At 55.6% G+C, this 13,346-nt stretch carries 11 protein-coding genes and 1 tRNA gene; 8 read left to right on the top strand and 4 right to left on the bottom strand.

What is annotated here, in order from left to right:
* Positions 1-110: 110 nt before the first annotated feature.
* Complete coding sequence (sixA, locus tag LGN17_RS17875; protein WP_226197966.1) at positions 111-572, bottom strand: phosphohistidine phosphatase SixA; 462 nt, start codon at positions 570-572, stop codon at positions 111-113.
* Between the two features lie 161 nt (positions 573-733).
* Here sixA and LGN17_RS17870 point away from each other — a divergent pair.
* A tRNA-Pro gene (locus LGN17_RS17870) sits at positions 734-810 on the top strand.
* A gap of 189 nt (positions 811-999) precedes the next feature.
* Here LGN17_RS17870 and LGN17_RS17865 read toward each other — a convergent pair.
* The 3 genes from LGN17_RS17865 to LGN17_RS17855 all read right to left on the bottom strand — a co-directional run bounded on the left by LGN17_RS17865 (position 1,000) and on the right by LGN17_RS17855 (position 2,940).
* Positions 1,000-1,854 carry a hypothetical protein gene (locus LGN17_RS17865; protein WP_226197965.1) on the bottom strand — a complete coding sequence of 285 codons (855 nt, stop codon included), beginning with the start codon at positions 1,852-1,854 and terminating at the stop codon, positions 1,000-1,002.
* 130 nt (positions 1,855-1,984) lie between these two features.
* The gene (locus LGN17_RS17860; protein ID WP_226197964.1) at positions 1,985-2,653 is read right to left on the bottom strand and encodes a hypothetical protein; all 669 of its coding nucleotides are present in this window, start codon (positions 2,651-2,653) and stop codon (positions 1,985-1,987) included.
* Between the two features lie 32 nt (positions 2,654-2,685).
* Positions 2,686-2,940, bottom strand: a complete 255-nt coding sequence (locus tag LGN17_RS17855; protein ID WP_226197963.1) for a hypothetical protein — start codon at positions 2,938-2,940, stop codon at positions 2,686-2,688.
* A 205-nt stretch (positions 2,941-3,145) separates the two neighbouring features.
* Here LGN17_RS17855 and LGN17_RS17850 point away from each other — a divergent pair, with 205 nt between their 5' ends.
* The 7 genes from LGN17_RS17850 (at position 3,146) to LGN17_RS17820 (ending at position 13,343) form a co-directional block, all read left to right on the top strand.
* Positions 3,146-3,721, top strand: a complete 576-nt coding sequence (locus tag LGN17_RS17850) for a recombinase family protein (protein ID WP_226197962.1) — start codon at positions 3,146-3,148, stop codon at positions 3,719-3,721.
* Positions 3,722-3,783: 62 nt separating this feature from the next.
* Positions 3,784-4,422 (top strand): hypothetical protein, encoded by a 639-nt coding sequence (locus tag LGN17_RS17845; RefSeq protein WP_226197961.1) that lies wholly within the window; start codon positions 3,784-3,786, stop codon positions 4,420-4,422.
* A complete protein-coding gene (locus tag LGN17_RS17840) occupies positions 4,419-6,386 on the top strand; it encodes a caspase family protein (RefSeq protein ID WP_226197960.1) in 1,968 nt (655 codons plus the stop codon). Before LGN17_RS17845 ends, LGN17_RS17840 begins: the two co-directional genes overlap by 4 nt.
* 148 nt (positions 6,387-6,534) lie before the next feature.
* The gene (locus LGN17_RS17835) at positions 6,535-6,894 is read left to right on the top strand and encodes a hypothetical protein (RefSeq protein ID WP_226197959.1); all 360 of its coding nucleotides are present in this window, start codon (positions 6,535-6,537) and stop codon (positions 6,892-6,894) included.
* A gap of 347 nt (positions 6,895-7,241) precedes the next feature.
* Positions 7,242-9,749: a type VI secretion system Vgr family protein gene (locus LGN17_RS17830; protein ID WP_226197958.1), complete on the top strand. Its 2,508-nt coding sequence runs from the start codon at positions 7,242-7,244 to the stop codon at positions 9,747-9,749.
* A gap of 51 nt (positions 9,750-9,800) precedes the next feature.
* Positions 9,801-12,764, top strand: a complete 2,964-nt coding sequence (locus LGN17_RS17825) for a pesticin C-terminus-like muramidase (RefSeq protein WP_226197957.1) — start codon at positions 9,801-9,803, stop codon at positions 12,762-12,764.
* Positions 12,765-12,770: 6 nt separating this feature from the next.
* Positions 12,771-13,343: a lysozyme inhibitor LprI family protein gene (locus LGN17_RS17820; protein ID WP_226197956.1), complete on the top strand. Its 573-nt coding sequence runs from the start codon at positions 12,771-12,773 to the stop codon at positions 13,341-13,343.
* Positions 13,344-13,346: the final 3 nt, after the last annotated feature.

Here is a 13,346-nt window from a genome sequence, read left to right as displayed (position 1 = left end):
ACCGTTATGTGGCACGACCGTGTCCTTTCAATGACGTGTCGCCGAATTGACTTTAGCAGAAAGCTTGCGAAACCGTATGATGAATCCCTTCAAAGCCCGTCAGGCCGGCTTCACAGCAGGTCGGGCGTCAATATCGCGCGCAGCACGGCCTGCCGGCTGCCGTCACGCGTGCGGCTCGCCAGCCACACGATTCCGCCCTTCTTGACGCTCCAGCTGTCGTCGCCGCCGGCGATCAGTTGCGCGGCAACGCTGCCGAGCGTCGGCTGGTGCCCGACGATCACGACCGTCGGCGCGATGCCTTCCGGCCAGCCGGCCGCCGCCAGCACGTCGTCGACGCTACCGCCCGGCGCGAGGGAGTCGACTGTCCGGTACTGGTCGGTCAGCGCCTCGACGGTCTGCACGGTGCGAGCCGCCGGGCTCGCGAGGATCACGGCGTTCGTCTCGAGCCGGCCACGCAGCCATTTGGCCATCGCCTGCGCATCCTTGCGCCCCCTGACGGTCAACTGGCGTGCGAGATCGCTCGTCGCGTAGTCTTCGGCTTCGGCGTGGCGCCACAGGATCAGGTTCATCATGGTGTTCTCCTTGCTTCGGCGAGCGGCCCCGCGCCTATGCGTCCGGGCGCGCCGATTACCGTCCGAATTGTCGCAAATTGCGGAAGGTTCGCCGCCGCGGCATTTACCCGCATATAGGGATTGACCGGATCGGACATTCGACGATACAATCTTTGGCTCGTCGGAGCGTAGCGCAGCCTGGTAGCGCATCTGATTTGGGATCAGAGGGTCGTAGGTTCGAATCCTATCGCTCCGACCAAAGGAATCAAGGACTTACGGTGTTGAGCCGTAAGTCCTTTTTTCATTTCCTTGGCCGGTTACCGATGTGTTACCGGAAAAGTGGCCGAACTGCACCGAACGCTGTCGGACATGCGCTTTGTCTCCGGTTGCATCTGGCACAGCCACACCGAACCCAAACGCCGCTGCGTAGCGTCCGTAGCCAGCGGCATTACATTACAGCGGGCAGCGCAAACCAGCACGGCCCAACGTTCCCGACTTCGTCAAGATCAAATCCGAGATACTTAAAGTTCGTCGCGACTCCGTCTTCGGTGGGTCTTTCGAGGTCCATGAACTGCAAGACACCATGTGTGTTTGCTTGAGCCAGTTGCACTGTTCCTCCGATGTCAGCGAAGCGACGTTCCTTTATGGCTTCTCGGATCGCGTCGCGAGGCCCGAGCTGGCGAAACGAAGATCCGGCTGGCCGATCCCGTCGCAGCGAGTGAATGCTTTCAAGTATTGCCGACTTGTGGCTCCCCATAAGAAACACGTGCTCGGTCGAGGCAAAGTCTATTTCGTCGAGCCTCACCACGGGGGTTGGCCCGCCGGGACCGGCTTCTAGCATTGGTGTTAAAACGAAAACGCGACGAGTATCGTCTGCCTTGCAGAAGCCAAACAGTGCTATTTCGACGTGACCAATGGCGCAGCGTCCCTCTCCGTACGCCCGTACAAACTCCAACAGAAACGTCCGGGCCAACTCCGCCACGTTTCGGATCGATGCCTTGGCACCTTGGCTGCCCCTCAAGTTTGTGAGGATAGGGACAAGGGCAGCGTATAGATTGACAGCAAACAAGCTGCTCCCGGCGTAGGCGAGACCGATTGTGTGCTGAAAAGCAACTGCGCCGGGTACCGTGCCGTGCTCCATACACTTGATTGGAAGCGGGAAGATCTTCGGGCTGTGCCGAAGCAGAGGCATCGGTTCTCCAGCCGTCTCGCCCGTATGGCTGTCCGATATTCGAGAGTCTGAGCAGACCCATATGGGATGCGTCGGGTAGCCTTCCTGGTACCAGATAGCAACTGTGGTCATGATCTATCCGTTGAAAGACGACGCTGACTCGAAGCGTAGCTAACCGACGAGCACTTCAAACTGCAAGGCGGCGAGGATGAGGGGAACTTCGGCGAGATCGATTATTGCCTCGGCTTGCGTTCGAGAGCAATTAAGCCTTCATCTCTTTCAGGAAGTGCCGCTGAGGTGACCAGAAGATTCGTTGCAGTCTTTCTCTATGCGCGGTTTGATTGATTGAAGCACAATTCACGACCCCCGGGATTAGAAGCCTGGCAACGATACGGTCCGGCGGTAGAGCTGCTGTCGCCTTGATTGTTTTCAGTACGGAGTCGTAATGGGCCATCGATTTGTCGAGACCCTGAAAATCGACCGCGTATATTACCGCATCGCTATTTTGTATCGTTGCGATGAGGCCAAGGATGTCATTGAGTCTTGCTCTTTCCTGGTTATCCAGCGCGGGTGCATGGTTCGTCAGGAGTTCGTTCGCGACGGCATTCACAAATTTAAGACCCTGCCCTCCCCGTGTAGCCGGATCAGAATAGCAAAGTGCAAGCTCTGCGACGGGCGAGAAGCTGATTGTCCTCAGGGCGAGAAAACCATCCACCCCACTCGTATCCACGCCACAACGCTTAGACAGAGTTTGAAGAAGAGCGAGATCGTTCGGATCAATCGGTTTTGTGGACGAGAAACCGTTCGCTTCGATGGCAGGGGCGTAGTACGTTGAGGTGCAGTGAAAGGCGATCCAATCCCGGCCCTCGATGCTGTTTGGGAAAATAGTGCCAGTGCCAATTAGCGTGTGATCAAGATCAAATAAGTCCAAGGGTAACCCCGTCGCTGGCGTGCGGAAACGAATCAAACGACCTGCGGTGCGCTACCAACCTTAACCTTGTGGTCAGGGGTGAGCAACGCAACGCAGTACACGTCGTCGCCTTCGATTACAAAGCCATCGAAGGAGTGAAATGAAACCGACCGATTCTCGGATGCTTTGACGGTAATCGAAGTCGGCCCTCCAGCTTGATCAACCAGCCGGTAACTGACACCGGCCTGCCGTTCTTCAACCGCCCAACGAATCTGCTCACCCTTCGCATCGATGTACACGAGTTCCATGCGTCCAATATCTCGAGAAAATTAGGTTGCCAATGATACCAGCGCATTGCGAAGCGACGCCGAACCACAGCTGACGGAGCAACGCGGAAATCAATCGTCCGGTTTCTGACCGATGTGAGAACCACCCCGGCGGCGGTAATCAATCCCAGCCAGGACAATTTATTACCGTATAATATGATTTCCACGTTTGTTTACCGGTGAAATCATGTCCCGCACGTTCCTCTACGCTCGCGTGTCCACGGCCGAGCAGACTACCGACAATCAACTGCTGGAAGCCAGTAGCGCGGGTTTCGCCATTCAGCCCCGCCACACGGTCACGGAGACCATTTCCGGCAGCGTGCCGACTTCCGAGCGCCCCGGCTTTTCAAAGTTATTGGAACGGTTGGACGATGGCGATACGCTCGTCGTTACCAAGCTAGACCGACTCGGCCGCAACACAACCGACGTGCTCGCGACAGTCGAGCGGCTGGCCGAGATGGGCGTTCACGTCCATTGTCTTGCGCTCAAGGGTGTCGATCTGACCAGCGCATCCGGAAAGCTACACATGACGGTGCTCGCGGCTGTTTCTCAGTTCGAGCGCGACCTGCTCATCGAGCGCACACATGCGGGACTGGCGCGCGCGAAAGCCGAGGGCAAGAAACTGGGCCGCAGAGACGCTCTAACGACGGAGCAAAAGACCGAGATTCTGCAGAAACTGTCGACAGGTGCCACCGCCCGAGGACTCGCAAAGGAATATGCGGTGTCGCACCCAACCATACTGAAAGTGGCACAGCGCGGCTAGTTGGAGTTGTATAGTTTGCGACATACCGATTTCCGCAATGGAATGCACGGAGGCACCCATATATGGAAGATAAGCCAGCAAGCGATCACGACTATTTTGTTGATGAAGCGGGGGCTGAAGCCTTCGACGAAGCCTTTCTGCGACTAGTATCTGAGCAGCATAAGAGAACCGTTGGTCAATACATGTCCGCTGAGAATTCGCTCCGTTTTCTCCACCGCGGTGGCTGGGTACACCCCGGCGCCCCGGAAGCGGTTGTCGGGCAACCTCGGCAACACTCTTCGATGGTCGAGACGCAGTTTCAAGATTTGGTGGATAACGACCTTGATGCTATTCATCGCAATATCCAAAGCCTTCTTGACTCAATGCATCGTCAGTTTGCCACCATGCTCTATTCGACAGTATCGTCTGCTTGTGAACAGACAGGCAACGCAATCGATGCGCAAGCTGCGGGTTCGATAGAAAACGCATTCCTTGAAATGATAGAAAAAATTGAATTGATTGCGAATCGAAACGGAGAGGTGGCGCTCCCTCAAATTCACGCGGGGCCGGAAGCTGTTTCTCGTATGACGAACGCTTTGAGCGCCGCCTCGCCCGAATTCAAGCAGCGCGTCGACGATATTTTGCTTCGAAAGAGAGAAGAGGCAGTCGCCCGGGAAATAGAACGTAAGGCCAAATTTGTCCGCTATGGGGACGATACGTGAGAATTTTGCTTTCGATTGGATGTAACGAATACGATCACGCTACTCACCTCAGCGGTGCCGAGGCAGACGCCCGGAGGATGTACGACGTACTCGTTCGCCCTGATGTCGGCGATTACGACGAAACGCGTTCCAAGCTGTTACTTTCGCCATCGGTGGATGCTGTCCGTCAGGCTCTACGTGAAATTCTCTTCTCGAACGGTAAAGTTGATACATTCACGTTTTTCTTCGCCGGACATGGTGGGGTGCGAGCCGGAAGCTTCTACATGTGGATTCGGGATACTCAGTCGGACGCACAATCCATAACTGCCCTTTCTCTTTCTGACGTATTTCGAAGCATTAATGAGGCTGCGCCGACGCAAAGCAATATCATCATCGATGCATGTGAGAGTGGTGGATTGATTGCCGATCTTGGGGTCCTGCTCAAGGCCGACATGCTTGGCGACGCTGGTACACCCGGCATTACGCTGGTGGCAACGTCCGCACAGAATCAGTTTTCGGGGGAAACTGATTTGGGCGGCTTCGGTACAAACGCGATTTTAGACTGCATAGAGGGTCGGGATTTCGTGCAAGACACGGCAAGCGTCCTAGACCTTGTTGAAATAGGAAGATGCGTTTCAAATCGACTCAGGGAAACGGACCAATCCCCAGTCGTATGGGGATTGAATCTTTACGGACCTCCGAGATTTTGCCGTAATCCACGCTATGGGAAAGACCCCGCAAAACCACTGCGTGAGATCGTACAATCATGGCCGGGCAACGACATGGGCGCGGCTAGGGAGCGCTACGACGATCTTTGGCGTGCATATGCGTCGGTGAGTGGCGAGTGGCACCCGAGGTCATTCGCCGATGTGGTGACGCGAGCCTTATCGCCGCTCACCTCAACTCCGGACTTGCTTGCTGGGTTTCTGGAGCGTTTTGGTGACGCTGTACTTGAGCGCGCTGAATATTCCGACGACGTGTTCAGGAAGGCGCAAGTGAGCGCAACGCTTGCAGTCTGTCTGCTGCCGCATCTCCAGTCTGAACTACCAGAGCGGGCGATAACACGTTTCTTGGAGACGACTGGAGACAAGTTGATTGCTGCCGGTTCGAAATTGTTGGACGATTTGACCAGTGATCGCTATGCGCTTCTGGCTAAACGAGGAGGAGGTCTTTCTGAACTTTTCTATCTGCCATTGCGAGTGGCAAAGGTGCTGGGTTGGACGGCGGCGTCACCGGGACTATACAAGATCGATGACCCTCGACGAACGACTGCCGAAACACTCTTCTCGGAACTCTTGCAGTTTCTACTTGAACATTACACAGGTTCGATAGTCACGATGAGCGACGCTCAAGCGCCATATTGGGCCGTTGCGCTATCCCGTGCCGCGCATCTTCGCTTGGACGAGCAAGCCGACAAACTGGCGGGCCTGTTGTTCAATTCAATTGTCAACTGCCGAGGCCGTCTAGCGCGCTGCGATATTCCACCAGAGTCGACGCTCGATTACTTGCTTGCACGACGCGAAAACGAGTATTCCCAATTCTCCGATCTTATCGAGCGCCCCAATAAAACGTTGACGGTACTGATGAGGATCGCTCCAACGCTTTGCCTCAATGACGTTTTCGACCACGACTTATGGAAACTGGATGGCGTGCCTCTCACTGCGTATATCAACCCTATATTTTCCGAGTATGGTCAAGATATGATGAGCAGCGGGCAAAACTTGGTGTGGTCGATAGGCTACGACATTTTCCGTGTGGCCGATTTGAGCCGATTCTGGCCACGATCTGCTCTAACACCGTCAACAGACACTATAGCCGCAGCTACGATCTTGGCTTCATTTTTATACCCTGACCGAGTCCCATGGTTCTGCTTGGAGAGTCTACCCACAAGGGATGCTGGTACAAATTTGCGGTGTGACGACGAAGAATCCGACAATGGGTCGCCGGGTCGGCTGTCGGAGTCACGCTCGCCCTCGGTGCGGTAGGAGTGCCTGCGCGACCGTTGCCCCCATAACGTTTCATCTGCTCTGTATGATTAAACGGCGACCACCACGCTCCCGGCGGCCGATGGCGAAAGAGATGTTGTTACCTCTCGCGGCATCAGTCGCTCGCCGGAAATCCATCGAACATCACATGGCATTCCATACCCTCGTGACCGGCGAGGGCAACGGTTCGGCCGTGGCCCAGTTGTTCGGCGCTGTCTATGGTGCGTACTACGTTCACGAAGCGACCGTGGGGCGAACCGACCTGGATGTTTTTCGGCTTGCTGAAGCGGCACTCCATGATTGCGCCGTCCGCGGCAAGGCTGAAGGCAAATTCACGACTACGGCCGATGGCATGGCCGCGATCCAGAAGGTGCTCATCTTCCGCGATGAACAATTGCTGAACCTCCCCGCCTACGTCATTGCCGACGCCCAAGCGCGGCTCAGTGAATTTGTGGCCAATGACTCGCTGTCGCCGATCGTGCCTGAGCGAAAACATCCACATCAATGATGTGCTCCACCTTTATCGAGCGAGTTAATCACTCTATATTTGGGGCCACATGACATTGGAAACACACAAAAAAATCTGAGAAAGAGCGGTCCAACCGATAGCATCGAGAAGAAGGTCAAAAATCGTCACCGATCCGTTATTGTGCCAAACTTACTTTGGTATGATCTTTGCGCTATCGAACTACATTCCGCGACCTGCCTCTTTAATCGGCTGCGGCATCTGATCGAAGGCTTAATTTAATATATTTGTTATTTATTTGTAATTTTGTGTCGTGCCACATACGCAGTCCCGGCGTTTAGATGTCTAGCTAACGATCGGACGCGTCCTGCACGAAACGGGGTGACTGCATGAGCGGGGAAGTTTTGCTGAAGGTTTTGCGCGGTGGCTACGCGCAGTTCGATCGCATCGTGAAACTTGACACGCCGCTCGGCGACGACTGGCTCACGCCACTGTACGTCAAGATCAACGCGCGGCTTGGGCGCAATTTCGAGGTGACTGTCGACGCTTCGTCCGTCATGGGCGACAAGATCAAGCTCAACGCCCTGATGCTGCAACCCGTCACGCTCTGGATTCGGCAGACCGATGGCGGCTATCTGCCGATCCATGGCTATGTGCAGCGGGCTCGCCGCCTTGGAAATGATGGAACCGTTTCGTATTTTCAACTCCAGTTCTCTTCATGGCTAAGCTTCCTCAAGCTCAGCAGCGATCGGCGCGATTGGCAGGAAGCCAGCGGCTGGCAGATTCTCACCGACATATTCGACAAACATCCGCAGGCTTCCGGCAATTATGGACAGGAATTGCGCGCGGCGATGCGCTCGTATTCGCACCGCGTGCAGTGGGAAACCGACTGGAATTTCGTGCACCGGAGTCTGGAGGAAGTCGGCGTGTTTCCACGCTTCGATTTCGCGAAGGACGGCAAGTCGCACAAGGTCGTCATGATGGACGATCTGTATTTCGGGCCGTCGCTACCGAATTCGGAGATGAAGTTCAGTCACGCGGGTACCGACGAGGATTTCGACGGGCTTACTCAGTTGAGCGAACAGCAGGACGCCCAAAGTGCGACGCTGACGCTCGGCACCGCCGACTATAAGCGACCTGACCTCGATAAACAGGCGAGCACGCCAGCGGCTGACCTGGATGAGTTACCCGGTCAAGGTGAAGACTATCTCTATACCGGCTCGCAGACATGGGCCGAGTCCGATGCTGGACAACAACAGGCCCGCATCCGCACCGAGGAATGGGCTTCGCGAGCAAAGCGCTATTTCGCGATCGGCAGTCCCCGCTATGCATTGCCCGGCTACTGGTTCAAGGTGTCGGGACATCCCCTCTTCGATGCGTTGCCGGAGGAGGAGCGCGAACTGTCAATCATCGCGAGCGACTGGTTGATCCAAAATAACTTGCCCGGCATAGACGCGCTCACACGATTCCCGCGCAGTCTGCGCAGCGAGATCGAACAGGTCAAGGCGGCCGGCACCGGTACGACCGTGAGCCACCGCGATGGCGGTATCGGATTTTTTCACGTCGAGATCGAAGCGCAACGCCGCAAGACGCCGTTCCGCAGCCCGTTCGAGCACGAGAAGCCCGAGATGCACTTGCAGACGGCGATCGTCGTGACGGACAGTGACGAGGAAGTCCACACGGACGACGGCAATCGCGTGCGGGTCCGGACGTCGAACAGTCGAAAGGATCGCAATACGAAGTCCACGTCGTGGATTCGCGCGGCGATGCCAGACGCAGGCTCGAAGCGCGGCGGTTACTTTCCGTTGCGCAAAGACGATCAGGTGCTCCTCGGGTTCGTCAATGGCGACTGCGACCGGCCTGTAATCATCTCGCGACTGCACGGTGGCGCAACGATGCCGGTGTGGCACACGCACGGCCTGCTGTCCGGCTTCCGTTCTCGCGAATACGGCGGCGACGGCTTCAACCAGCTCGTCATGGACGACGCTACCGGGCAGAACCGGGTCCACCTTTACTCGTCGAGCTACAGTTCTCACCTGCATTTGGGTTACCTGATCGAACAGTCCGATAACACGCGAGGCTCGTTCGTTGGCAGTGGCTTCGATCTCAAGTCGGAGGCACACGGCGCGATCCGTGCGGTGCAAGGCCTGTCGATCTCGACCCACCCCGCTGCAGTGCAACCGATGAACGTGTCGGCCGCAACTGATCAACTTGCGGCCGCGGAAGCTGTGCTCGAGACAGTCTCGCAAGCGAGTGAGACGAACCGGGCCGAGAGTCTGCAGGACGGCAGCGATGCGCTGAAGGCCTTTACTGAGATGACGCAGGGCAACGTTCCGGGCGTCACCAAAGGGGGGCGAACGGCTGGCGGTGGGACGGGAAATACCAACGGCTTTGCGAAGCCGGCCATGCTGCTATCAAGTCCAGCCGGTGTCGGGATTTCAAGCCAGCAATCACTTCACGCGTCGGCGAATCAACAGGTCAACTTGGTGGCGGGGAAAAATGTCAATCTCGCAGCCGGGAAGTCGTTGCTTGCGAGCGTGATGGATAGGATCAGTCTATACGCTCAAAACCTTGGGATCAAAATCTTCGCGACCAAAGGCCCTATCGAAATTCAGGCTCAGAACGATGCGTTGACGATGCTGGCGCAGCAGGACGTCAAGATCGAGAGTGCATCGGGACGGATGATTCTGCGCGCAGAGAAGGAGCTGATTCTTAATGTCGGTGGATCGTATATCAAGATCACGCCTGACATGATCGAGAACGGGACGTCGGGCCAGATTCTCGAAAAATGCGCGTCGTGGGACAAGCCCGGTGCGTCGACCATGACGTTGCGTGATCCGCTGAACGGCACGCCGATTTCGAAGCATGGTGGTTACGCCGACGATTTCTCTGGTTGATCGAGATGCCCCGTTCCTGAATCACGATAACGACTTACGATTTCAATTGCCATGACGGATAAGCACCCTCCTAAAAAACAACCTCCCAAGACGCCTGAGCCGGACGCCAAGCCCGCGTACACGCCTCTTGCATGGAGCTATCCATTTTCGCCTGCTGCCAAGGAAGGTGCAGCGTCCGATGCCGCAGACCCCTTGACCTACATGAAGGTGCTTGCGACTGCGGAGGATGGATTTTATCCACTGGGAGCTAGCGGCATCTGGCACGGCGGCATTCACTTCGGGCAGAAAACAGGTGAGGCCCTGAAACAGGACGAAGGCGTACGCGCGATCGCCACGGGCGAGGTTGTCGCTTACCGACTCGACAACGAATACCCCACGCTGACCTACCAGGACCAGCGTCATGCGTTGTACTCGCGGGGTTTTGTGCTGATCCGCCATACCCTGCAATTGCCACCCGCGCCGAAAAAGACGGAACCAGCGCCCGCCCCCTCAAATGCGCCAGCCGGATCGCCCGCCTCAGGAGGCAATGCAACGCCTCCGGCGCCGACCCCGACACCGGCTCCCGCGTCCTCCGGTCCGCCCCCCGGTGAAACGCTGACGTTCTTCAGTCTGTACATGCATACGCTCGACTGGAAAACGTATAAAGCCGCGCTCGATCAGCCCAAAACGGAGAGTGCGGACACCAAGGCGCCGCAACTCAAGCCTCTTCCGTACTGGGAAGCTGACCGCTCGTATCGAGCATTGAAACCGAACAAACAGGACCTTCCGAAACCGAAGCCGATCGATCCGAGTGCGCCCGATGACGATTCGTCGCCGCAGCAACGAGGCCCAGATGATGCGCTGCCGGAGCCTGTATCGGGTGTGCGGGTTCGCATTACTCCGAACGCCAAGCTCCTCGGTTTGCTACCCGAGGGCACGGAACTCACTGTGAATGAGGCCGATAACGGTGGGCGCAAGGGCTGGGCAAAAATCACGCAGATCATTAAAGGTGATCCGGTGGGCCCAGTCGTTGGTCAGCCGCCCGACGTGCAACTGAAGTGGGGTTACGTTTTTGTTTCGGAGCTCGAGCCGATTCCCCAGTCCGGCCCCGTCGATAAGGTGGTCGTGCTCAAGGAGCCGTACCCCGTCAACGCGGGGGACGTTGTTGCACATATTGGACAATACCAGCGATACAGGGAAGCAAAGCCCACACCGCCGTTGCCCACCCGACCGTTGCTGCACCTCGAAGTTTTTGCGGGCCCCGATCTTCCCGCGTTCATCGCAAAGAGTCAGGCGCGCGCGAAGGAATTGTCGGCGGCGGATCCGAATATGGAGAAGCCTTTTCTGGAAGTTCTGGCAGGTGCAAAACTCGTAACGAAAGCGCCTGATCCAGATTACACCCTTGAGCAGACGGATTTGAAGCTCGTACCCGTCAGCGATCCGAAATCGCGATGGGTCAAGGTACAGCCCAAGACCGTAAAAATTCCTGCCGTGCAACCGGAGCCTGCTGCTCCGGCTGACAAGGGGAAGAAGCACAAGGCAAAGCCAGCGAAAAAGCCTGATCCGATCGAGACGCCGACCGGTATCCCGTTCTGGATCGACAGCGCCCTAGGTCTTGTCAATCAAATGACGAAGGCGCCTGTCAAGGGCTGGAAAGACTTTCCGCTAAAGGTTAGCCAAGCAGACGGGCCCCCAACGGACTTCCGGGTCATGTTTCGGGTGGCCGATCTTGACAAGCAGGGACCACAAAGCTTGGCACGAGAAGACAAGGACGCGAGCGGAAAAACGAAACGCTGGTGGAACGTGACGGTCGGCACGAAAGACGGTGGGACCCGTCAAGGCTGGGTGCGTGAACGGGACCATCCCAAAGTGCAGCTGTGTAGCCAGTGGGACTGGCCGGGGTTCGAGCTCGTCGACAACAGTTCGACCACGATGGTTGATATGTTCAAGCGTTACCTGTTCGTCGCTGAACTGGCCATGGGAGAGGATCAGGATAACTTCAAGCCGAGCGCTGATGCATTGGCCACCAGTGAGCTCATCCAGAGGCTCGAAAAAGCCATTGATGTCAATCACGATGGCAAAGTTACTGCCGCGGAATTGGCGGATGCGCAGAAGACGCCATGGTTAGCCGAAGCGATTTCGCACATGGTCGTGAAAAGTGAAAGCGAATGGGGCGGCAATATGGGGAAGTGGGAGGACATCACGCCTCATATGAAGCTCGTGCCATGGAAATGGCAGAACGAGATGGAGCGGATCAAGAAGCTTCAGTGGTGGGAGGATGTTCAGTGTATTGATTCGAAGATTCTTCCGAAAGAGCCGAAGCCATGGCATTTTCATCCGATTGGGTTGATTGGGAATTTCATGGCTAGTTGCAGCGAAAAATGCAAAACTGACGTACTGGATTTTCCTACGACGGAGGGAATGTACTATGCTTCTATAGAGGGATTTCATCTTATTCTCGACACGGAGGGGTTTGGTGAAATTCCGTACGTTCCAAAAAATAGTCAATCTAGTGGCGTGACGATTGGTTATGGCTATGATTTGGGGCAACAAACTGAAGCAATGGTCCGAAGCGATTTTAACGGCTTTTTTACGGAGGCAGAGATTTCTCGGCTATTAACTGCGCTCGGAAAGCGAGGGGATGCAGCGCGCGCATTTATTCCATCTCTTCATGATATAAAAATCTCCGAACCCAAAGCCCTCGAGATGTCGAAGAGGGTTAAGCGTCGTTACGCTCAGTTTACCGTTGATGCATTCCCAGGCGTTACAAAGCTACACCCGCATTGTCAGGGAGCGCTGCTCAGCTTGGTCTATAATCGTGGGTCTCAGCTTGAAGACAAACCTGGACAGAAGACACGAGTCCACATGAGAAACATTAGGGCGGCTATTCAGAACAACAACCTTCCAGAAGTCGCGGCACAATTACGTGCCATGAAAGTACTGTGGGAAGGAACCGGGAACGACGGCCTACTCAAACGACGAGAGAAGGAGGCGGTTCTGTTCGAAAAAGGTATGGTTTGTGATTGTTGGAGATAGAGTGTGATGAAGAATGTTGCTGCTTGTATGCTGATGCTTGTTTCGAGTGCCGCCTTCTCGAAGGTGGCCTGCAATGGCCAAAATAATGTGGAGCTGGCCAGTTGCGCACAAGCAAATTACGATGCCGAAGACAAAATATTAAACAAAAGCTACAGCGAACTTCTTGGGAAAATTACTGCACCAGAGAAGCAAAATCTTATTGCAACCCAAAGGGCTTGGGTTGCATATAAGGAAAAATATTGCAACGCTGCTTTTGATGCTACTGCGCCTGGGGCAGAAGCGTCTATCGATAAATGGGCTTGCTTGGCGTCTGTTACGGAGGCGCGCACGAACGAGATTCGCTACTTAGGATCATCGATCGGCATGGATGATTACAGGCGGTCGTTGACCGTGATGGCAAATCTTTACGAAAACGGGGATGCCACCAAGGTAATATCGAAGCTAATAAAAAACACCCCCGACGGAAACAATCCGAGCTGGATTAAATATGTGGATCTGAATTGCAAGATGACTGCTGCAAAGTTACAGGAGGACCACAACGCTTGTACGGCCAGGCTTAATTTCTTTAAAAATTGGTGACCT

This window comes from Burkholderia sp. AU30280 (assembly GCF_020420125.1).
Lineage (GTDB): Bacteria > Pseudomonadota > Gammaproteobacteria > Burkholderiales > Burkholderiaceae > Burkholderia.
Note: the sequence above shows the minus strand (reverse complement) of the source record. Positions and strands in the feature narration are given on the sequence as shown.

What these genes read in the sequence shown, in the direction of transcription:
- LGN17_RS17825 (WP_226197957.1), top strand. Translation starts at nt 9,801, where the DNA reads ATGACGGATAAGCACCCTCCTAAAAAACAACCTCCCAAGACGCCTGAG.
- LGN17_RS17835 (WP_226197959.1), top strand. Translation starts at nt 6,535, where the DNA reads ATGGCATTCCATACCCTCGTGACCGGCGAGGGCAACGGTTCGGCCGTG.
- LGN17_RS17845 (WP_226197961.1), top strand. Translation starts at nt 3,784, where the DNA reads ATGGAAGATAAGCCAGCAAGCGATCACGACTATTTTGTTGATGAAGCG.
- LGN17_RS17850 (WP_226197962.1), top strand. Translation starts at nt 3,146, where the DNA reads ATGTCCCGCACGTTCCTCTACGCTCGCGTGTCCACGGCCGAGCAGACT.
- LGN17_RS17855 (WP_226197963.1), bottom strand. Translation starts at nt 2,940, where the DNA reads ATGGAACTCGTGTACATCGATGCGAAGGGTGAGCAGATTCGTTGGGCG.
- LGN17_RS17830 (WP_226197958.1), top strand. Translation starts at nt 7,242, where the DNA reads ATGAGCGGGGAAGTTTTGCTGAAGGTTTTGCGCGGTGGCTACGCGCAG.
- LGN17_RS17865 (WP_226197965.1), bottom strand. Translation starts at nt 1,854, where the DNA reads ATGACCACAGTTGCTATCTGGTACCAGGAAGGCTACCCGACGCATCCC.
- sixA (WP_226197966.1), bottom strand. Translation starts at nt 572, where the DNA reads ATGATGAACCTGATCCTGTGGCGCCACGCCGAAGCCGAAGACTACGCG.
- LGN17_RS17820 (WP_226197956.1), top strand. Translation starts at nt 12,771, where the DNA reads ATGAAGAATGTTGCTGCTTGTATGCTGATGCTTGTTTCGAGTGCCGCC.